This window comes from Micromonospora sp. WMMD723 (assembly GCF_049863385.1).
Taxonomy (GTDB): Bacteria; Actinomycetota; Actinomycetes; order Mycobacteriales; family Micromonosporaceae; genus Micromonospora; species Micromonospora wenchangensis.
The window spans coordinates 5,323,192-5,342,297 of sequence record NZ_JBMKNR010000001.1; the positions used below are offsets into that span (position 1 = coordinate 5,323,192).

The following is a 19,106-nucleotide window of genomic DNA, read 5'->3' on the forward strand; positions in this document are numbered from 1 at the left end:
CGGCCCGGGAACCCCTCCGGCGCGAAATGCGCCGGAGGGGTTCCTTTACGCGGTTTCGATCCGGTTTTGCCAGGGTAGTAGCCCGGGGCCCACGACTCGGGAGAGAGATCATCACGATGACACAGGCAACGACGCCGGTGCCGGGCGGCAGGTGTACGACGGAGCCCGCGGGCCGGTGAACGTGGACATGCGGGAGCTGACCATCGACACGCTCGGGGTACTGGAGACGGCCGCCCTGCTGCGGGAGTTGACCGCGGGGCTGATCGCGGTCGACGACTTCGACGAGGCGCTGACCGAGCTGGTCCGGATCGCCGCGGACGCCGTCCCGGGGGTGCTCTGGTGCGGCTTCACCGCGCTACGGGCCGGCGAGCCCGCCGGGGTGGCCGCGTCGGACCCCCGGCTGGCCGAGCTGGACGACCTGGGGCACGGTGCGGAGTCACCAGCGATGGACGCCATCCGCCGCCGCGAGATGATCATCGCGACGGATCTGACCGCCGAGGACCGGTGGGTGGCCTGGACCGACCGCGCCCGCCGGCTCGGCGTGTACGGGGTGATCTCCGCCCCGGTGGACGTGGACGAGCGGGCGATCGGCTCGATCAACCTGTACGCCGGCCGGCACGGCACGCTGGGCACCCGGCACCAGCTCACCGCGATGCTGCTCGCCGAGCACGCGGGACTGCTGCTGGCCGCCGTACGGGACCGGGCCAGGCGGGCCGAGCGGGACAGCGAACGCGATGGCGCGCTGCTCGGGGAGAACGTCGTCGGCCAGGCCGTCGGGGTGATCATGACCCAACGGGGCTGCCCGGCGCCGGAGGCCCTCGACGTGCTGCGCAGCGCGGCGTCCTCGCTGGACATCCCGCTGCGGGAGGTGGCCGAACGGCTGGTCACCACCGTCTCCCGCCCCCGCGAGTCCTGACGACCGCGCGGTTCGGTCGATCCACGCACCGGGACCCACGCACCGGCATCGGCGTGTGGCGATGCCGCTACGTCGCCGACCCTGATCCCGGTACGACCTCGGCCGACGGTGTCGTTTCTCTCCGGACCCGCGAATCACGGCCCGACCGTTTCGTCGAAGCGACCCGCGGGTAGCACCCTGGACCGGTGAGCTGAGCCGACCCCGGGGAGGAAACGATGGAGAGCCGCCTGAGGGTGCAGGGGCATCCCATCCAACCGATGCTGGTGACGTTCCCGTTCGGGCTCTTCGTCAGTGCCACCGTGTTCGATCTCGCCGACGTCGCGGGCGGCCCGGCGTTCCTCGGCGAGGTCGGCTACTGGACGGCGATCGCCGCGCTGGTGGCCGCCGGGCTCGCCGCCGTCGCCGGCATGATCGACCTGTGGGACGTACGGCCGGGGCCGCACCGTCGCACCATGGTCACCTTCAACATGGTCAACGCCGGCATGGCCGCGCTCTTCCTGCTGTCCTGCCTGGTCCGGGCGGATGCCCCGCAGCGCGGTGCGAGCGGGGTGCTGCTGGTGACGGAGCTGGTCGCGCTGCTCGTCGGTGCGGTCGGCGTCGGGTTGGGCACCCGGCTGATGCGGCAGTTCGAGTCCGGTCGCCGCGAGCCCACCGGGTTCGACACCCTCGACGGTGTCCCCGCCGGCTCCACCGTGGAGATCCTCCACCCCGCCCCCTGATCGCGTCCCCGCCCCCTGATCGCCGTCGCGGCGTCCGGCCGGGGTCACGGAGGTCCGCGCCGACCCCGGTAATCCGGTTGCCGACCGTGCGGAGCTGCCCGAGGGTGGGCGCATGGTCGAGCCGAGCTGTGCGGAGTTGATCGCCGAGGCCGCTGCCGCGCCCGTCGACGGCTGGGGCTTCGGCTGGCTGGACGGACGGGCCACCGAGGAGCGTCCACCGTGGGGCTACGCCCGACAGGTGGCCGCGCGGATGGCGACGGTCACGACCGCGCTGGACATCGACACCGGCGGGGGAGAGGTGCTCGCCGAGCTGCCCCAACCGCCGCCGCTGCTGGTCGCCACCGAGGCGTGGCCGCCCAACGTCGCCCTCGCCCGGCGTACGCTGCGGCGGGTCGGCGGCCGGGTGGTGCAGCTCGCTCCCGGGTCCCGGCTGCCGTTCCGGGAGGCCGCCTTCGACCTGGTGACCAGCCGGCACCCGGTGGACACCGGATGGGCGGAGGTCGCCCGGGTGCTGCGCCCCGGCGGGTGCTTCCTGTCCCAGCAGATCGGCGCCGGCACCATGCGGGAGCTGAGCGAGGCGGTGCTGGGCCCGTTGCCGCCGCCGGCCACCCGGCACACCGCCCCGGCGGTGGCCGCCGCCCGGGCCGCCGGCCTGCACGTGGTACGGCTGGAACGGGCCACCCTGCGGGCGGTGTTCCACGACGTCGGCGCGGTGGTCTGGTTCCTGCGCAAGGTGGTCTGGACCGTGCCGGACTTCGACGTCGACCGGTACCGGCCGCAGCTCGAACGGCTGCACGCCACCATCCGCGCCGAGGGCGCCTTCGTGGCCCACTCCCGGCGCTTCCTGATCGAGGCCGTCAAGCCGACCGACGGGCCCGCCTGAAGGTCCGATCATGATGTGCGATGGTGCGGCCTGCCGGCGCGGGCACGGCGCACCGTCGGCCCCGACGGGTTGATCAGGTCCGCCGGGTGGTGAGCATCGTCAGCATCTCCGGCAGGTCGAAGAAGCGGGCCGTCTCGACCGCCGAGGGGGTCCCGTGATCGGGGTCGGCTCCGGCGTCGAGCAGGGCGCGTACCGTCTCGGCGTTGCGCCGGAACACCGCCGCGGCGAGTGCGGTCTGCCCCCGGTCGTTGACCCGGGTGTGGTCGGCACCCCGGGTCAGCAGGGCCGTGACGGTCTCCGGACGGGCGTGGTAGGCGGCCAGGATGAGCAGCGTGTCGCCCTTGTCGTTGGTCAGGTTGACCGGCAGCCCGGCGTCGACGTGGCCACCGAGTTCCGTGGCCTCGCCCGCGCGGGCCAGGTCGAACATGCGGTGGGCGAAGGCCAGCGTCTCGGCGTCGAACTCCTCGGTCATCGGTTCAGCCTAGAGGCCCGGGCCCGGTGACCGCCGGTGACGGGAGCCGGCCCGCCCGGCGCGTCCCAACATTCGGTATTACCTACTAAACCTATAGGCTTTACAGTCTAGAGTGTCGGGGGACGCATCACACGGGAGAAGCCATGACCAGCATCCACGCCACCGACCTGCTCACCGTCGCCGCCCGGTACGCCGACCCGACCACCTGGGCGGTGCCGCTGCGGTTCGACCGCGCCGAGCGGTGGTACGCCCGGCTCGCCTCGGCCGACGACCACGAGGTCTGGGCGTTGAGCTGGCTGCCCGGGCAGGGCACCGACCTGCACGACCACGGCGGTTCCTCGGGAGCCTTCCTGGTCGTCGCCGGCGAGCTGACCGAGCAGACGGTCTCCGGTGGGCGGTTGCGCCCGCACCGCCTCACCGCCGGCTCCGGTCGCCGGTTCGGCCCCCGGCACGTGCACGTGGTGACCAACCGTGGCGACCAACCGGCGGTCAGCGTGCACGTCTACCTCCCCGCGCTGCGTCACATGACCCGCTACCACCTCGTCGACGGGCGGCTCCGGGTCGCCGAGATCGCCCACGCCGGCGTCTCCTGGTGACGCCGCCCGCCGTTTCCCCCACCTGTCGGCTCGCCCCTGGAAGGACCGCGACGATGCCGCAACACGCCACCCTCACCAAGAGCTGTCCGGCCCCACCACCGGGTTCGCGCGGCATCGACGAGATCCTCGCCGAAGCCCGCACCCGACTGCGTCGGCTCGACCCCGAACAGGCGCACCTGGCCTGCCGGGGCGGGGCGATCATGGTCGACATCCGGCCGGCCGCCCAGCGGGCCGCCCACGGCACCGTGCCGGGCGCACTGGTGATCGAGCGCAACGTCCTGGAATGGCGGCTCGATCCGCGCTGCCCGGCCCGGCTGCCCGAGGCGGTCGACTACGACCTGCAGGTGCTGGTGATCTGCCAGGAGGGCTACACCTCGTCGCTGGCCGCCGCCGCGTTGCAGGACATCGGCCTGCACCGGGCGACCGACGTGGTGGGCGGCTTCGTCGCCTGGCGGATCGCCGGGTTGCCGGCCCTGGGCCCGACGCACCGTACCCCGTCCTTCGCGCCGCCGGTGACCGCCGGCCGGACGCCGCACTGACCGTCGCGCCCCACCGGGCGTGGCGGACGCACCGCCACACAGGAGGCTCTGATGTCCCTCGTCGCCCTCACCGCGCGTCCGCACCCGCCGGGCCGTCCCGACCGGGTGATTCCGGGTCGGCCCCGCTCCACGCCCTCGCTGACCATCACCCTCGACCTGACCGCCGGGCCGCTGACGCCCCGGCTGGCCCGCCTGGTCGACCTGCTCGGCGAACTGGCCGAGGCGGGGGAGGGGGTGGTCCGGCTGAGCGAGTCGTCCGCGCCGCGCCTGCTGTCGTCGCTGCCGGCCCCGCGTCCGAGGTCGGTGGTCGGGGAGCCCGCGCCGACCGACGACCACCCGGAGACCCTACGGATCTTCGCCGGCACCCGGGTGGTGCGTCAGGGCGACCGGGAGATCCCGCTCACCCGCATCGAGTTCGACCTGCTGCTGTTCCTGGCCGAACACCCGCACCAGGTCTTCACCCGGCTGCAACTGCTCGCCAACGTCTGGGGGTACGAACACGCCGTCGCCCGTACCGTGGACGTGCACATCAGGCGGCTGCGCGCCAAGCTCGGCGCGGACACCCCCCTGGTGACCACCGTGTACGGGGTGGGCTACCGGCTCGCCGACGAGGCGAGGGTGCGGGTCGACCGGTTCCGCTGACCCCGTCGACCATTCCCCGACGCACCCGGCTCCCCCCGAGCCGGGTGCGTCGCCGCGTGCCGACCGTGATCCGACCGGCGGGCACCCCCGTACCCGGGCGCGTCGACGCTTCTGCTGTAATCATCTGGCTCGTACGCAGAGCGAGGGATCGGCTGCGAAGTGTTCGCCAATTGTCACATTCATGCAACGCGGTCGCCCCTTGACCCTCGTCCAGGGGCCGGGAAGCATCGATGCAGCGGCGTCCCGGGCCGTGGGGAGATACCCGGACCAGCCCAAGGAGGACCATGTCGGTCAGCCCCGCATCGTCGCGCGCCGGATGGCATACGTCCCAGCCCTCGGTTCCGGGTCGGCCTCCGGGTGGTCAGCGTCGCCCCGCCAACGCCGCCACCCCGGTGCTCACCGTGACCCTCTCCATTCCGTTGGCCAACGAGGAGTCGCTCACCCCGCCGGCCCGCCGGTTGCTGGAGGCGGCCCGGGAGATGCTGGAACGCGGCGAGTGCACCATCGCCACCACCGGCGTTCCCGCCGAACGGCGACCCGAGCAGGTCCCGGCCGGCCGCTCGGCGGGGCGTTCCCTCGCCGCCACCATCCCGATGCTGCACATCCTGGCCTCCTCCCGCTCGGTGCTGCGCGACGGCGAGCCGCTGCCGCTGACCCGGCTGGAGTTCGACCTGCTGCTGCACCTGGTGGCCCACCCCCGCCGGGTGTTCACCCGGCTGCAACTTCTCAACGCCGTCTGGGGCTACGAGCACGCCGGGGTGCGCACGGTGGACGTGCACGTGCGTCGGCTGCGCGGCAAGGTCGGCGTCGACGTCCCGCTGGTCACCACCGTCTACGGGGTGGGCTACCGGCTCGCCGACGACGCCCGGGTCACCGTCGACCGCACCGGCTGAACGGTCCCGGCCGGACCGCTGCCACCGCCCGGCGGCCCCACCGCCCGGCGGCCCCACCGCCCGGCGGCCCCACCGCCCGGCGGCCCCACCGCCCGGCGGCCCCACCGCCCGGCGGCCCCACCGCCCGGCGGCCACCGTCGCGTGCGGCCCACCGGGCCGCCTCCATGGTGTCGCGCCGCCGACCGAATCCGGCGAACGGCCTGAACCACCCGATCCCCGAGGTTGCCGTCGGCAAAAATTTCGTCGCTCCGAGTCCCGTCTACCGGACCCGCGGTCAGGTGCCGCCGGGTCCCGCTGCCGGGTCGACGCCGGAGCCGCCGTGGTGACCCGACCGGCGTGTCCGGGGGCGGGGACGGACGCCACCACCGCCCGGTGCGCGGGCGGTCGGATCGGTCGCCGGCCCACCGGGCACGATGGTCGGATGCGTGTCCGTCCGATCTCACCCGAACGGCTCGTCACCGAGCTGACCGAACGGCTCCTCACGGTCGCGTCCGGGCCGACCGCCGACGGGTCCGCACCGCCGGCCCACCTCCGGGTCGCGGTGGACGGTCCCCCCGCCGCCGCCCCGGACCGGCTCGCCGACGCGCTGATCGACCCGCTGCGTGCCGGGGGACGCCCGGCGCTGCACCTGCACGCCGGGGACTTCCTGCGGCCCGCCTCCGTCCGCTTCGAGTTCGGCCGGACCAACCCGGACGCCTACTACGAGGGCTGGATCGACGAGGCCGGCCTGCGCCGGGAGGTGCTCGACCCGGCCGGCCCCGGCGGCACCGGGCGGGTGCTGCCCTCTCTCTGGGACGCCCGGACCGACCGGGCCAGCCGGGCGGCCTACCAGGAGCTGTCGCCCGGCACGGTGCTGCTGGTCAGCGGGGCGCTGCTGCTCGGCGGGGGACTGCCGTTCGACGTCGCCGTGCACCTGGTGCTCTCGCCGGCCGCGTTGGCCCGGCGTACCGACCCGGCGCAGCGGTGGACCCTGCCCGCCTTCGCCCGGTACGCCGACGAGGTCGCCCCGCAGTCCTTCGCCGACGTGGTCCTGCGCGTCGACGACCCCCGGCACCCGGCCTGGGTGCAGCGGGCCGACGGGGCCGGCTGAGGCCCTGCCGTCCCGGCGGGTCGCACCGGGCGGCGCGACAGCCCGATCCGTCGTGACGACGGCGGAAACCGGTGGTTTGGCGGGACGGCGCGGTGGGTAATCGCCGCACTCACACGGTACGGATGATCTCACCGTGCCCACCGAGCCCGGAGTGTGCCCTCAGGCCGCACCGGTCCCAGGAAAGGCAGGCAGCGATGCTCGTCCACGACACCGTCGGTACCGCCCGCACCACGGCGGAGGCCGACCAGATCCGGGCCTCCCTGCGGGCCCGCTACGACGAGCTGTCCGCGGAGTACGAGCAGGCGGTCGCGCAGAGCCAGGTGCTGCGGCTGGTGGAGGTCGGTGACACCGCCGGCGACGACCAGGCCGACAGCGGCACCAAGACCGCCGAGCGGGACACCGCCCAGTCCCTGCTGCGCACCATCCTCGACCGGCGGGCCCAGTTCGAACACGCCCTGTCCCGGCTGGACGAGGGCACCTACGGCTTCTGCGAGGGCTGCACCGCGCCCATCCCGGTGGAGCGGCTGGAGATCTTCCCGTCCGCCACCTCCTGCGTCGGCTGCAAGCAGACCCGGGAGCGGCGGGCCGCCTGAGCCTGCGGCACCGCCACCACCACCCGGACACCGGCCCACGCCGCCCACCGGGCGTCGACCGGTCGACGTGACCTGCCCCACCCCCCGCTGATCGGCCGCCAGGGAGCCGAGAACGTGGCGGTTCCCCCTGCCCCGTCCCGCTGACCGGCTCCTTGGAGCCGGTCAGCGGGACGGGGCAGGACGATGCCGCACCGGCACGACGCCCGATCACCCGGCCCGCGCTTCACCCCGGTCGGGTGAGGACGACTCACCCCACCGGCGGGCAGCCTCGACGGTGCCGGCCGCACCCGCGGTCGGAGCAGACCCGGTCGGGCCGACGGTCCGGCGGGCAGCGGTCGGGACGACCGGGCACGGGTACGGAGGTGACCGAGATGACGGCACGGGTGGTGGCGGATCCCCGACGTGGTGCGGTGCTGCACGTCGTCGGCACGGGTGGCGACACCCGTCGACCGGAGCGGCCCGGACGGTTCGGCAGCCCGGCCCGGCAGGGTAGGGGCCCGTCGGGGCCACCCCGACGCGCCGACGACCGGCGTTGGGGCGGCGAACCGAAGGACGGGGGGTGACCCGATGGCCGAGCAGCTGATGTCGGCGTTCGAGTCCTCGGTGGACAAGACCAACCTGATCCTCAAGGACATCGAGGACGCGTACGGGTGGCCCCGGACACGACGCAACCAGTCGTACGCGGCACTGCGCACGGTGCTGCACCTGCTGCGCGACCGGATGACCGTGCAGGAGTGCGCGGAGTTCTCCGCCCAGCTCCCGGTGCTCGTCCGGGGCATCTACTTCGACGGGTGGCGGCCCGAGGACGTGCCGGTCAAACTCAACCGGGACGACTTCCTCTACGAGGTCCGGCAGGGCTTCCCCTACGACGTCGAGGGCGGCCCCGAGCGGGTGACCCGGGTGGTGCTGGACGCCCTGCGCCGGCACGTCACCCAGGGCGAGTGGCAGGACGTGAAGGCCGGCATGCCCCGTGACCTGCAACGGTTGATTCCCTGAACCGACCGGCCCTGGACGGGCGAGCCCGTGCGGCCCAGGGCCGGCGATCGGTCCCGCGCGTCGGACGGGCCGTCTACGGTGTGGTTAGAGAAGATCGTGTGGGGGGTACCACCCGCGTACGACAGACCCCGCCCTGCGGCGGGGCGGCACACCCGAGGGAGCACCCATGGCACTGAACGACGACGACATGCAGACCACCAGCGGCGGCGGCCTGGAGGGTCCGGCCGACGGTGGCGCGACCCCGGGTCAGCACGACGGTGGTGCGGACGGCAGCGCGGAGGGTCCGGCCGACGGCGGGGCGACCCCGGGTCAGCACGACGGTGGTGCGGACGGCAGCGCGGAGGGTCCGGCCGACGGCGGGGCGACCCCGGGTCAGCACGACGGTGGTGCGGACGGCAGCGCGGAAGGCCCGGCCGACGGTGGCGCGACGCCCGGTCAGCACGACGGTGGCGCCGACGGCAGCGCCCGCTGACCCACACCCATGACGACCATCGACCCGCCGGGCGGCCACCGCCGCCCGGCGGTCCCGTCGGCCGCGACGCGGGCGCTGGAGCGCTGCGTCAGCGTCGAACCGGCCAAGTTCGCCGCCGCCCACTGGGGCCGCGCGCCACTGCTGTCGCGGGCCGCCGAGCTGCCCAACCCCGACGGTTTCACCGACCTGCTCAGCCCGGACGACGCCGACGAGCTGCTCAGCCGGCGCGGGCTGCGTACCCCGTTCCTGCGGGTGGCCCGCGACGGCCAGTTGGTGCCGGCGGCCCGGTTCACCGGCGGCGGCGGCGCGGGCGCGGAGATCGGCGACCAGGTCCTCGACGAACGGATCCTGGAGCTGTACGCCGGGGGCGCGACCCTGGTGCTGCAGGGGCTGCACCGGCTCTGGCCCGCCCTGATCGACTTCGCCCGTGACCTGGGCACCGCGCTGACCCAGCCGTTGCAGGTCAACGCCTACCTCACCCCACCGGGCAACCAGGGTTTCGCCACCCACTACGACACCCACGACGTCTTCGTGCTGCAGGTCGACGGCCGCAAGCACTGGCGGATCCACCCGCCGGTGCTGATCGACCCGCTGGAGAAGCAGCCCTGGGGCGGCCGGGCCGACGAGGTGTCCGCCACCGCCGACGGGCCCGCGGCGTTGGACGTGGTCCTCGAACCGGGTGACGCGCTCTACCTGCCGCGCGGCTGGCTGCACAGCGCCCAGGCGCAGGAGACCAGCTCGCTGCACCTGACCGTCGGCATCCGCGCGTTGACCCGGTACGCCCTGGTCGAGGAGCTGCTGGCGCTGGCCGCCGAGGATCCCCGGCTGCGCGCCGGGCTGCCGTTCGGCACCGACGTGGCCGACCCGGACGCCATCGAGCCCGAGCTGACCGAGACGGTGGAGGCGCTGCGCGACTGGCTGCTGCGGGCCGACCCGGCCGCCGTGGCCGCCCGGCTGCGCAGCCGGGCCTGGCCGGCCGCCCGGCCGGCCCCGATCCGGCCGCTGGCGCAGGCCGCCGCGCTCACCGCGCTCACCGCCGACAGCCGGATCGCCCCCCGCCCGGGGGTGCGCTGGCAGCTCAGCCCGGCCGCCGACGGCCGGGTGTCACTGCGGCTGGTCGACCGCACCGTCACCCTGCCCGAGCAGTGCGCACCGGCCCTGCACGCTCTGCTCGGCTCCACCGGGCTGCGGGTGGGCGACCTGCCCGGCCTGGACGACGACGCCGACCGGCTGGTGCTGGCCCGCCGGCTGCTGCGGGAGGCTGTCGCCGTCCCGGCGTGAGCCGCAGTTGCCGTCCCGGCGTGAGCCGCAGTTGCCGTCCCGGCGTGAGCCGCAGTTGCCGTCCCGGCGTGAGTCGCTGTCGCCGTCCCGGCGTGAGCCGCTGTCGCCGTCCCGGCGTGAGGTCACCGGTCGCCGTGGCGGGTGCCCCCCCGGACCGCCCCGGGCCACGCCCGGGGCGGTCAGCGGGCCGACACCAGCAGCAACACCGTGGTCAGCACCCCGGCGGCCAGCACGATCGCCAGCGGTCGGGGGCCGAGCAGGGCGTGCCGGCGGTCCGCCAACCGTTTCGCCGGAGCCAGCCCGGCCACCGGGCCGAGCAACGTCACCACCAGCGCCAGCACCGGCATGCCCACCGCCAGGTCGCCGCCGTACCGCTCGCCCACCGCGCGGGCGGCGGCCCCCAGGGCGTACGCGACGACCGCGCCGGCCACCCCGCAGAGGGCGAGCAGCGGGTTCACCGACCCCGGCAGCTCACCGCGCTGGCCGGCCCGGTCCAGCAGCTCGCGGACCCCGCGCAGCAGCGGCACCGGGTCGCCGGCGACGTCCCTGGCCGGCCCCGGCGGGTCACCGGGCCGCCGGGTGCCCAGCCGGGACCGTAGCTCGGCCCAGAGGTGCCCCACCTCGGCGTCGACCCGCTCCAGCATCGACCGGGCGTCGACGACCTCCTGTTCGGCGTCGCGGAGCTGGGTGGTGGCCTGCGTGACGGCCCGCTCGGCGGCGGCGCACTGCTGGTCGTGCCAGGCCTGCGCCTCGGCCCGCTGGGCGGCCACCCGGCCGGTCAGCTCGGCGAGCCGGCGCACGTGGGCTGCGTAGGTGTCACTGGGGACCGGTTCGTTCATCGGCACGGACCATAAGGGATGATCACCTGTCCGGTGCGGTGCACCGCCCGGTCGAAGAAGAGCCCCCGCCACGGACGCGGGTACCAGTCCGGCCCGCCGGAACCCGGGTAGAGCGCCGAGCCCAGCTCGCCACCCTGCACGTCCAGGGCCACCCAGGCGCCGATCTGGTCGGTGCGGGCGGCCGGCCCCCCCAGGTCCGCCCGCATCCGGGCCACCCCGCGCCACCAGGCCAACACGTGGGTACGCCGTTCCGGCCCGTCGTGCAGGATGCGGCGCAGCCGGTCCAGGCCGGTCGACCCCGGCGAGCCGGTCGCCAACGCCCCGGCCGCCGCGTCGACGGCGAACAACAGCAGGTAGTGCGGGGTGCCCGGGGTGCCGGGGCGGGTCAGCGCGGTGGCCGTCTCGGCCATCAGCTCGGCGACGGTCTCCTCGTCGTACCAGGCGGCGTCGTCGGCGAGGTCCTCGTAGAGGGCGCGGGCCGCCGGGTCGGCGTCCGGGTCGAGGCAGGCGATGGAGAACCGGGCGGTGCCGGGGCGGTGCTGGCGGGCCAGCGAGCGGGCGGCGGCGTCGAGCACCGCGCACGCCTCGTCGACCCGGGTGCCGAGGACCGCGAGGTTACGGCCCGGCGCCCGGGGCAGCCGCAGCACCGCCGACCGGGCCTGCACGTCGATGATCTCCCCGAGCACCGCGACCGGGCCGCGCGGTGCGGCGTCGCCCGGCGGCGGGGTGAGGGCCCGGAAGTCGGGGGCCTCGGTGAGGCGGGGGATGGCGTCACCGTCGAAGAGCCGCGCCGGGGCGGCGTCGGCCGGCCGCATCCGCCACAGCCGGTGCTGCAACTCGCTCCACGTCTCCCAGTCGCTGGCCGACGGGATGCGGGCCACCTCGTTGCCCTCGGTCAGGCCCGACTCGGCGTTGACCACCGCGTGGTAGCGGGGCAGCGCCTGCGCGGCGTCGTTGCGTTCGGCCAGGATGCGCAGCGCCTTGGGCAGCGCGATCCGCAGGGTGAACTGGGCGACCAGCGCGGGCCGGCCCCACAGCGCCTCGATGCCCCGCACGTCCTGCGAGGCGAGCACCAGGTGGATGCCCTGCGAGCGGCCCCGCCGGGCGAGGTCCTCCAGCAGGTCGGCGGCCTCCCGGGCCACCACGTCCCGGCCGGCGAGCAGCGCCTGGAACTCGTCGACCACCGCGACGATCCGGGGCCAGTGCCCGGCCGGGTCCACCGCCCGCAGCTCGGACAGCTTGGTGACCTCGTGTTTCTTGGCCGCGTCGGCCCGGCGGCGCAGCTCCTCGGCGAGGAACCGCAGCAGCGCCAGGCCGAACTCCCGGTCGGTGTTGACGTTGATGCCGACCAGCCGCATGTGCGGCAACCAGCTCGGGTCGCGCCGGCCCTGGGCGAACCGGGCGAAGGACACCCCCTCCTTGAAGTCGAGCAGATAGAACTCCAGCTCGGCGGGGGAGTAGCGGGCGGCCAACGCGCCGATCCAGGCGAAGATGAGGTTGGTCTTGCCGGTGCCCGAGGGCCCGCCGATCAGCGCGTGCGGGGGATAGTCGCCGAGGGTCAGCAGCACCGGCCGGCCGTGTGGTCCCTCCCCGATCGGGGCGGTCAGCCCGTGCGCCGAGTCCTCCTTCCACATCTGCTCCGGCGGCGGCAGCAGGTCGGTGAAGGGGGTCGGCGGCGGGCCGGCGTTGACCCGGGCGGCGATCTCGCGGCAGGTCTCGGTGACCAGGGTGGCCGGCGGGGGCGGGTCGAGGCGTACCGGGGGACCGGGCGGGGTGCCGATCCGGGTCCCGTCCGCGCCGGTGCGGACCCGGGTCAGGCCGGGGTCGTCGGGCAGCTCGATGCCGCGTACCACCAAGTGCACCCCGCAGGCCGCGCCGGTGCGGACCACCCGGTCGAGCTGGCCGCGCTCGTGCCGGGACAGCTCGTCGCCGCCCAGCAGCACCGCGACCCGCCACGGCTCGGGCCGCCGTCCGGTGGCCGCGGCCAGGGCCCGCAGCGAGCCGTACTCGCCGGCCAGCACCGTCTCGTTGATCCGGCGGATCTGTTCGACCAGGTCGTCGAGGAGTCGGGCCAACCCGCCCGGCCCGACGAAGGTCAGCAGCCCGGCGGTGCCCAGCGGGGCGAAGCCGGCGAGCCCGCCGCCGAGGTGTTCGGGGTCGTACCCGTAGAGCCGGACCGTGCCCGGGTCGGTCCGGCCGACGCCGCGCAGCAGCAGCGCCGAGACCACCGCCTCGGCACCCTCCCGGTCGTCGCCGTGCAGCTGCACGTGACCGGCGTCGAGCAGCGGCACCAGCGCCGGGACCGGTTCGGCGTCGGCGACCCGCAGGGTGCCGACCCGCAGCGGGCCGGGACTCTCGCCGCGTCCGGCCGGGGTGACCTGCCAGTGGGACCAGGGGGCGCTGGCCGCGCCGGGGGCCTCCCGGCGGGCCGCGTCGGCGGCCCGGCGGGCGAGTTCGGCGAGCCGCGCGGCGTGCCGCCTGTCGATCTCGGCCAGCCGCCTGTCGCGTTCGACGCCCACCCGCTCCGGCACCTCGGCGGCGGCCCGCCGGACCCGGGCGAGCCGGTCCCGGGCGGCGGCCAGCTCCGACTCGGCCGTGGCGACCCGGGTACGGGTGACGCCGAGCGCCTCGGAGAGCATTCCGCGTACCCGCGTCGCCAGTTGGGCCCGCAGATCAGCCACGGGGCCCACCGTCCGCCCACGGGCTCCTCGGGCGGGGCGGGGCCGACCCGGCGGGCGGCGGCGGGGGCGTCGGCTCGGGCCGGCGGTGCGGGGTCGGCTCGGGCCGGCGCGGCGGACGGGGCTCGGCGTGCCGGTCGGCAGGCGGTCGGGGCGACGACCGGTCGGGTTCCGGTGCCCGCTGCGGCACCTGCTCCCGCTGCGGGTCGCGGTCCTCGCGGGGCAGGTCGCGGCCGAGCCGGGCCAGCAGCACGCCGGTCAGCACCCCGGCGGTGACGGCCGGGTCGGCGGCGTGCGGCTGCTCCTGCCCGTCCTCGCCCCGGCGCGGCGGGGGCATCCGGCAGACCCGGGTGAGCAGGGTGTGCAGCACCGGTGGTGGCAGACCGGGCAGCAGGTCGCGGACCCGGCCGTCCAGTTCCCGGCGCAGCCGGGGCAGGTCGTCGGCGCGGGGCGGATGCCCGAGCAGTTCCCCGGCGAGGTCGCGCAGCAGCGGCGGGGCGATCGCGGCCAGCCCGAGGCCGACGTCGGCGTGCGCGGCACGCAGCTCCCGGTGCAGCCGGTCCCGGTCGCCGGAGCGGATGCCGGCGACGACCCGGTGCAGCAGTTCCCGGGAGTCGGTGACCCGCTCGTCCGGCTGCTGCTCGGGCGGGCCCTCCCGGCCGCCGGTCAGCTCGGCGACCCGGACCGCCCACCACCGCTTGACGGTGGGGTCCTCGTCGGCGGCCGGTGCCGGGGCGGCCGGCGGCGCGGTGGTGTCGCCCCGGGGCCCGTCGTGGCGTGGCGCGGGACCGTCGGCGCGGGCCGGGGGCGGGCCGTCGGGGGCCAGCCCGATCGCGGCGAGGTAGCCGGAGAGCTGCTCCTGGGCGACCCGCAGGGCGTGCCCGGCCGACTCGGCGTGCTCGGTGGCGGCGGCGAGTTCCGGCACCCCCATCGGGTTGGCCGACTCCTGGCGTACCCAGCGCAACCGCTCGGTGGCCTGGCCGAACTTCTCCAGGGCCAGGGCGAGCTGGGCCAGGGGGAACTCCTCGGCGGCGGCCCGTACCTGGGCTCCGACGTCCTCGACGATCGACACGGCGCTCCGCTACAGCGACGACACGTAGAGCTGCGCCTGTTCCACCGCGACGAGCGTCGCGGCGAGACATTCCTCCAGCTCCTGGCCGGCCTGGGTGAGGGAGGCCTGGGCGGCCTCGACGGTCTCGTGCCCGCTGCCCTCCAGCGCCCCGGCGAGGGTCTGCTGCGCCTCGGCGAGTTTCTCCCCGGCGGCCTGGACGGCGCTCTGCCCGTCACCGATCTGTTGGAGGGCGATGTCGATCGCGGCCTTCAGCTCGGCGACGCTCGCCACGGGTGACCTCCTGGGGGCGGGGAGATCTCCATTACAACGTATACCCGACGGGGAGAGAACATCCGCCCTGGCGGTGTTGCCGCCCCGTCGTCCGGTTACCGCCCTGACGTGCGGGAAGCCGCCGACCCGGTCCCGACAGCGGGACACCGAATCCTGTCGACGGGACCGCCCCGGCGGGGTGCCGCGCCACCCGTCTGCGCGGCGGACGGAGGTCAGGAGGGCAACCAGCGCGGACCGTACACCTCGGCACCCAGCTCGCCCACCCGGCCGCGCAGCTCCCGGTCGGCGGTGACCACCAGCCGCCGCCGGTCCGCCGACTCGCGGACCAGGTCGACGATGGTGTCGTCGCCCGAACCGGGGGCCGCGACGGTGCGTACCCCGGCCACGCCCGGCACGTCGCGGGCCGCGCCCTCCACCACCAGCACCACCTCGACGGGCGCCGGCAGCTCCGGGGGCACGCCCGTGTCGGCCACCGGGACCAGCCGGTCGCGCAGCCGGGCCGCCGCACCGGCCCGGTCGTGCCACCAGCCGTCCGGCCGGGAGCCGACCACGTTCGCACCGTCGACGATCAGCAGCGGATGGGTGTCCATGCCCCCACCCTGCCACCTGCCGGCGTTTGTCGGGGCGACCGTCGGGTAGCCACCGGCGATCGTGTCGCGCCTGCGTGTCGCCCCCGGCGGCCCGGCCGCGCCCGAGGAGCGGAGGACAGACATGATGGGACCCGGTGACTTCGGCTCCGACCCGTGGGACGAGTTCCTGGCCCGGTACTTCGGTCGGGGTGAGGGCGGACGCCGGCCGGCCCATCGGGTCGACATCACCCGGCTGATGACCGCCGACGCCCGGGAGATGCTGGCCGACGCCGCCCGACGGGCCGCCCAGAAACACAGCACCGACCTGGACACCGACCACCTGCTCTGGGCGGCGTTGCAGCGCGAGCCGCTGCGCGACCTGGTACGCCGCGCCGGCGCCGACCCGGACACCCTGGTCAACGCGCTCGGTGGCCGCGCCGACGGCGCCCCGCGCGGCGAGGTGCCGCCGAACCTCTCCCTCACCCCGGCGGCGAAACGGGCGTTGCTCGACGCCCACCAGCTCTCCCGGGCGATGGGGGCGAACTACATCGGCCCCGAGCACATCCTGATGGCGTTGCCGCTCAACCCCGAGTCGCCCGCCGGTCGGATGCTCGCCGCCGGCCGGATCCAGCCCGAGTCGTTGCAGGCGGCGGGGGCCGAACGCGGGGCGACGGCCGGGCCGAAACCGGACCGGGGTACGCCCACCCTCGACCAGTACGGCCAGGACCTCACCGACCTGGCCCGCAACGACCAGATCGACCCGGTGATCGGCCGCGCCGACGAGATCGAGCAGGCGGTCGAGATCCTGTCCCGGCGGACCAAGAACAACCCGGTGCTCATCGGCGAGGCCGGCGTCGGCAAGACCGCCATCGTGGAGGGCCTTGCCGAGCGGATCTGCGACGGTGACGTGCCGCAGACGCTGCTCGGCAAGCGGGTCGTCCAACTCGACCTGGCCGGCCTGGTCGCCGGCACCCGTTACCGGGGCGACTTCGAGGAGCGGCTCAAGAAGGTGATCGACGAGATCCGGGCCCACCGGGACGAGCTGATCATCTTCCTGGACGAGATCCATACCCTGGTCGGCGCGGGCGGCGCCGGCAGCGAGGGCGGCATGGACGCGTCCAACATGCTCAAGCCGGCCCTGGCGCGGGGCGAGTTGCGGGTGATCGGGGCGACCACGCTGGACGAGTACCGGCGCAGCATCGAGAAGGACGCCGCCCTGGCCCGCCGGTTCCAGCCGGTGCTGGTGCCCGAGCCCGACGTCGAGGACACCGTGGCCATCCTGCGCGGCCTGCGGGACCGCTACGAGGCCCACCACCAGGTCCGGTTCACCGACGAGGCGTTGGTCGCCGCCGCCGAACTGTCCGACCGGTACGTCACCGACCGGTTCCTGCCGGACAAGGCGATCGACCTGATCGACCAGGCCGGCGCGCGGGTCCGGCTGCGCACCCGGACCCCCGCCTCCGACGTGCGGGAACTGGAACAGCAACTGGAGGACGTCCGCCGGGACAAGGAACAGGCGGTCGCCGACGAGCAGTACGAGAAGGCGTCCGCGCTGCGCGACCGGCTCGCCGAGCTGGAGGCGCAGATCGGGCGGGCCCGGGGCGACGGCGGGGACACCCAGGTGCCCTCGGTCGGCACCACCGAGATCGCCGAGGTGGTCTCCCGGTCCACCGGCATCCCGATCAGTCAGCTCACCGAGGAGGAACGCGACCGGCTGCTGCGCCTGGAGGGCCACCTGCACCAGAAGGTGATCGGCCAGGACGACGCGGTCAACGCCATCGCCGAGGCGGTCCGCCGCTCCCGTACCGGGCTGGCCGACCCGAACCGGCCGATGGGCAGCTTCCTGTTCCTCGGCCCGACCGGCGTCGGCAAGACCGAACTGGCCCGCGCCCTGGCCGAGGCGCTGTTCGGCGAGGCCGACCGGATGGTGCGGGTGGACATGAGCGAGTTCCAGGAACGGCACACCGTGGCCCGGCTGGTCGGCGCGCCCCCCGGCTACGTCGGCTACGAGGAGGCCGGCCAGCTCACCGAGGCGGTCCGCCGCCGCCCGTACGCGGTGGTGCTGCTCGACGAGATCGAGAAGGCCCACCCGGACGTGTTCAACATCCTGCTGCAGGTGCTCGACGACGGCCGGCTCACCGACAGCCAGGGCCGCACTGTCAACTTCAAGAACACCGTGCTGATCATGACGAGCAACCTGGGCTCGGAACTGATCACCGGGGCCCAGCGCACGGTCGGGTTCGGGGTCGGCGCGCAGGGCGACCGGCAGGAGGCCGACGAACTGCGGGAGCGGCTGATGCGCCGGCTCCAGGAGAACTTCCGCCCGGAGTTCCTCAACCGGATCGACGAGACGATCATCTTCCAGCGGCTGGAGGCCGAGCAGCTACGCCAGATCACCGGGCTGCTGCTGGAGGAGACCCGCCGCCGGCTGCACGCCCAGGACATCCAGGTCGACGTCACCCCGGCCGGCACCGACTGGCTGGCCGAACACGGCTACCAGCCGGAGTTCGGGGCCCGGCCACTGCGCCGGGTGATCCAGCGGGAGGTGGACAACCGGCTGTCCCGGATGCTGCTGGAGAACCAGCTCTCCCCGGGGCAGAAGGTCACCGTCGACGCGCGGGACGGACAGCTCACCTTCGACGTGTCCGCCGGCGACCGCGACTACGCCCCGGCCACCACCTCGCATCCCCGATGACCGGAGGGCCGCGATGACCGGAGAGCCGCGATGACCGGAGGGCCGCGATGACCGAACCCGAGGAGACCGAGGAATACGCCGAGCGGACCGCACCCATCCTCGCGCCCCCGACGGCGAACCCGGCCCGGGTGCAGGTGCCGCCGGAGGGCCCGGGGCAGTGGACCGACGACGGGGACCCGGCACCAACCGGGCCACCGGAAGAGGAGGCGTGATGGCACGCGAACAGCGACTCGATCCCGAGGTCGAGCTGATCTGGGAGGACTTCCACGCCGAGGTGAACGTCCCCTCCGAACAGCTGCGGCAGTGGCTGCTGACCCGGGGGTCGGGCGAGGAGGCGTTCGGCCCCGACCCCGACCTCGACCTGCCCGAACCCGGCCGGCAGATCCTGGCGGTGCTGCGCAAACGCAAGGTCGACCTCACCCCGGCCGACGTCGCGGTGATGCGGGCGGCGATCGACCGGATCCGGTCGCTGGTGGACGAGAAGCCCGGCGACGGCAACGCCGACGACGAGTGGCGGCACGCCCTGCTCGACCTGGGCCACGACGTCCTCGTCGAACGCTGACCCGTCGACCGGACCGGGACCGACCCGAACCGGACCGACACGGTGCCGGGCACCCGGGACGTCCGTCCCGGGTGCCCGGCGCGTCGGTGCGGCTACTCGGACTCCAGGCTGGGCAGCCGCAGGCCGGCGGCGTCGGCCGCGTCCTGCCGCTCGGTGCGGGTCTGCTCCTCCCGGGTGAGCAGCGTCGCGTACTCGGTGATGTCGGCCGGGTCGGGCACCTCGGGCAGCCGGCGCAGGAACGCCTCGACGTCGCGGGCGGCGGCGGTGTGCGCGGCGGCCGCCCGACGCAGCAGCTCCCGCTGGTCGGCGGCCGGATAGAGATCGGTCAT

Annotated in this window: 22 protein-coding genes; 15 read left to right on the forward strand and 7 right to left on the reverse strand. The window is 75.1% G+C overall.

The features are described 5' to 3' along the window. Positions 1-175: 175 nt before the first annotated feature. From ACN261_RS23075 to ACN261_RS23085, 3 genes are all read left to right on the forward strand, one after another. Entirely contained in the window at positions 176-916 is a 741-nt protein-coding gene (locus ACN261_RS23075; RefSeq protein WP_421481745.1) for a GAF and ANTAR domain-containing protein, read from the forward strand. 215 nt (positions 917-1,131) lie between these two features. Beyond that, complete coding sequence (locus ACN261_RS23080) at positions 1,132-1,635, forward strand: DUF2231 domain-containing protein (RefSeq protein WP_421481746.1); 504 nt, start codon at positions 1,132-1,134, stop codon at positions 1,633-1,635. A 112-nt stretch (positions 1,636-1,747) separates the two neighbouring features. Then, positions 1,748-2,518, forward strand: a complete 771-nt coding sequence (locus tag ACN261_RS23085; protein WP_421481748.1) for a class I SAM-dependent methyltransferase — start codon at positions 1,748-1,750, stop codon at positions 2,516-2,518. A gap of 73 nt (positions 2,519-2,591) precedes the next feature. On the opposite strand, the gene ACN261_RS23090 is transcribed toward ACN261_RS23085, so the two are convergent. Continuing rightward, complete coding sequence (locus tag ACN261_RS23090) at positions 2,592-2,990, reverse strand: ankyrin repeat domain-containing protein (RefSeq protein ID WP_421481749.1); 399 nt, start codon at positions 2,988-2,990, stop codon at positions 2,592-2,594. Between the two features lie 143 nt (positions 2,991-3,133). On the opposite strand from ACN261_RS23090, the gene ACN261_RS23095 reads away from it, so the two are divergent. The 9 genes from ACN261_RS23095 (at position 3,134) to ACN261_RS23135 (ending at position 10,092) form a co-directional block, all read left to right on the forward strand. Next, the gene (locus ACN261_RS23095) at positions 3,134-3,586 is read left to right on the forward strand and encodes a cysteine dioxygenase (RefSeq protein WP_421481750.1); all 453 of its coding nucleotides are present in this window, start codon (positions 3,134-3,136) and stop codon (positions 3,584-3,586) included. Positions 3,587-3,639: 53 nt separating this feature from the next. After that, positions 3,640-4,125, forward strand: coding sequence for a rhodanese-like domain-containing protein (locus tag ACN261_RS23100; RefSeq protein WP_421481751.1), 486 nt, complete (start codon positions 3,640-3,642; stop codon positions 4,123-4,125). A 51-nt stretch (positions 4,126-4,176) separates the two neighbouring features. Further along, on the forward strand, positions 4,177-4,767 hold the full coding sequence (locus ACN261_RS23105; RefSeq protein ID WP_421481752.1) for a winged helix-turn-helix domain-containing protein: 591 nt from the start codon (positions 4,177-4,179) through the stop codon (positions 4,765-4,767). A gap of 284 nt (positions 4,768-5,051) precedes the next feature. After that, complete coding sequence (locus tag ACN261_RS23110) at positions 5,052-5,660, forward strand: winged helix-turn-helix domain-containing protein (protein WP_421481753.1); 609 nt, start codon at positions 5,052-5,054, stop codon at positions 5,658-5,660. A gap of 421 nt (positions 5,661-6,081) precedes the next feature. Continuing rightward, on the forward strand, positions 6,082-6,750 hold the full coding sequence (locus ACN261_RS23115) for a uridine kinase (RefSeq protein WP_425852093.1): 669 nt from the start codon (positions 6,082-6,084) through the stop codon (positions 6,748-6,750). Positions 6,751-6,944: 194 nt separating this feature from the next. After that, positions 6,945-7,343, forward strand: a complete 399-nt coding sequence (locus ACN261_RS23120; protein WP_421481755.1) for a TraR/DksA family transcriptional regulator — start codon at positions 6,945-6,947, stop codon at positions 7,341-7,343. Positions 7,344-7,910: 567 nt separating this feature from the next. Beyond that, positions 7,911-8,339 carry a DUF2267 domain-containing protein gene (locus ACN261_RS23125; protein ID WP_421481756.1) on the forward strand — a complete coding sequence of 143 codons (429 nt, stop codon included), beginning with the start codon at positions 7,911-7,913 and terminating at the stop codon, positions 8,337-8,339. A 166-nt stretch (positions 8,340-8,505) separates the two neighbouring features. Then, the gene (locus ACN261_RS23130; RefSeq protein ID WP_145920322.1) at positions 8,506-8,811 is read left to right on the forward strand and encodes a hypothetical protein; all 306 of its coding nucleotides are present in this window, start codon (positions 8,506-8,508) and stop codon (positions 8,809-8,811) included. Between the two features lie 9 nt (positions 8,812-8,820). After that, positions 8,821-10,092, forward strand: coding sequence for a cupin domain-containing protein (locus ACN261_RS23135; protein ID WP_421481757.1), 1,272 nt, complete (start codon positions 8,821-8,823; stop codon positions 10,090-10,092). 179 nt (positions 10,093-10,271) lie between these two features. Here ACN261_RS23135 and ACN261_RS23140 read toward each other — a convergent pair whose 3' ends face one another. From ACN261_RS23140 to ACN261_RS23160, 5 genes are all read right to left on the reverse strand, one after another. Next, positions 10,272-10,931, reverse strand: a complete 660-nt coding sequence (locus ACN261_RS23140; RefSeq protein WP_421481758.1) for a hypothetical protein — start codon at positions 10,929-10,931, stop codon at positions 10,272-10,274. Then, positions 10,928-13,612 (reverse strand): FtsK/SpoIIIE domain-containing protein, encoded by a 2,685-nt coding sequence (locus ACN261_RS23145; protein ID WP_425852096.1) that lies wholly within the window; start codon positions 13,610-13,612, stop codon positions 10,928-10,930. The genes ACN261_RS23140 and ACN261_RS23145 overlap by 4 nt, the downstream gene beginning before the upstream one ends. Beyond that, positions 13,605-14,681, reverse strand: a complete 1,077-nt coding sequence (locus ACN261_RS23150) for a hypothetical protein (RefSeq protein ID WP_421481760.1) — start codon at positions 14,679-14,681, stop codon at positions 13,605-13,607. Before ACN261_RS23150 ends, ACN261_RS23145 begins: the two co-directional genes overlap by 8 nt. 9 nt (positions 14,682-14,690) lie before the next feature. Then, complete coding sequence (locus ACN261_RS23155) at positions 14,691-14,951, reverse strand: hypothetical protein (protein WP_088646224.1); 261 nt, start codon at positions 14,949-14,951, stop codon at positions 14,691-14,693. A 212-nt stretch (positions 14,952-15,163) separates the two neighbouring features. Next, positions 15,164-15,541, reverse strand: a complete 378-nt coding sequence (locus ACN261_RS23160; protein WP_204924512.1) for a hypothetical protein — start codon at positions 15,539-15,541, stop codon at positions 15,164-15,166. Between the two features lie 121 nt (positions 15,542-15,662). Here ACN261_RS23160 and ACN261_RS23165 point away from each other — a divergent pair, with 121 nt between their 5' ends. The 3 genes from ACN261_RS23165 to ACN261_RS23175 are packed head-to-tail and all read left to right on the forward strand — an operon-like array spanning position 15,663 to position 18,777. Further along, positions 15,663-18,215, forward strand: coding sequence for an ATP-dependent Clp protease ATP-binding subunit (locus ACN261_RS23165; protein ID WP_421481761.1), 2,553 nt, complete (start codon positions 15,663-15,665; stop codon positions 18,213-18,215). Between the two features lie 47 nt (positions 18,216-18,262). Continuing rightward, positions 18,263-18,427 carry a hypothetical protein gene (locus ACN261_RS23170; RefSeq protein WP_421481762.1) on the forward strand — a complete coding sequence of 55 codons (165 nt, stop codon included), beginning with the start codon at positions 18,263-18,265 and terminating at the stop codon, positions 18,425-18,427. After that, positions 18,427-18,777, forward strand: coding sequence for a DUF3140 domain-containing protein (locus ACN261_RS23175; RefSeq protein WP_088646221.1), 351 nt, complete (start codon positions 18,427-18,429; stop codon positions 18,775-18,777). The genes ACN261_RS23170 and ACN261_RS23175 overlap by 1 nt, the downstream gene beginning before the upstream one ends. A 92-nt stretch (positions 18,778-18,869) precedes the next feature. Here the strand turns inward: ACN261_RS23175 and ACN261_RS23180 are convergent, their stop codons facing one another. Next, a complete protein-coding gene (locus ACN261_RS23180; protein ID WP_425852098.1) occupies positions 18,870-19,106 on the reverse strand; it encodes a hypothetical protein in 237 nt (78 codons plus the stop codon).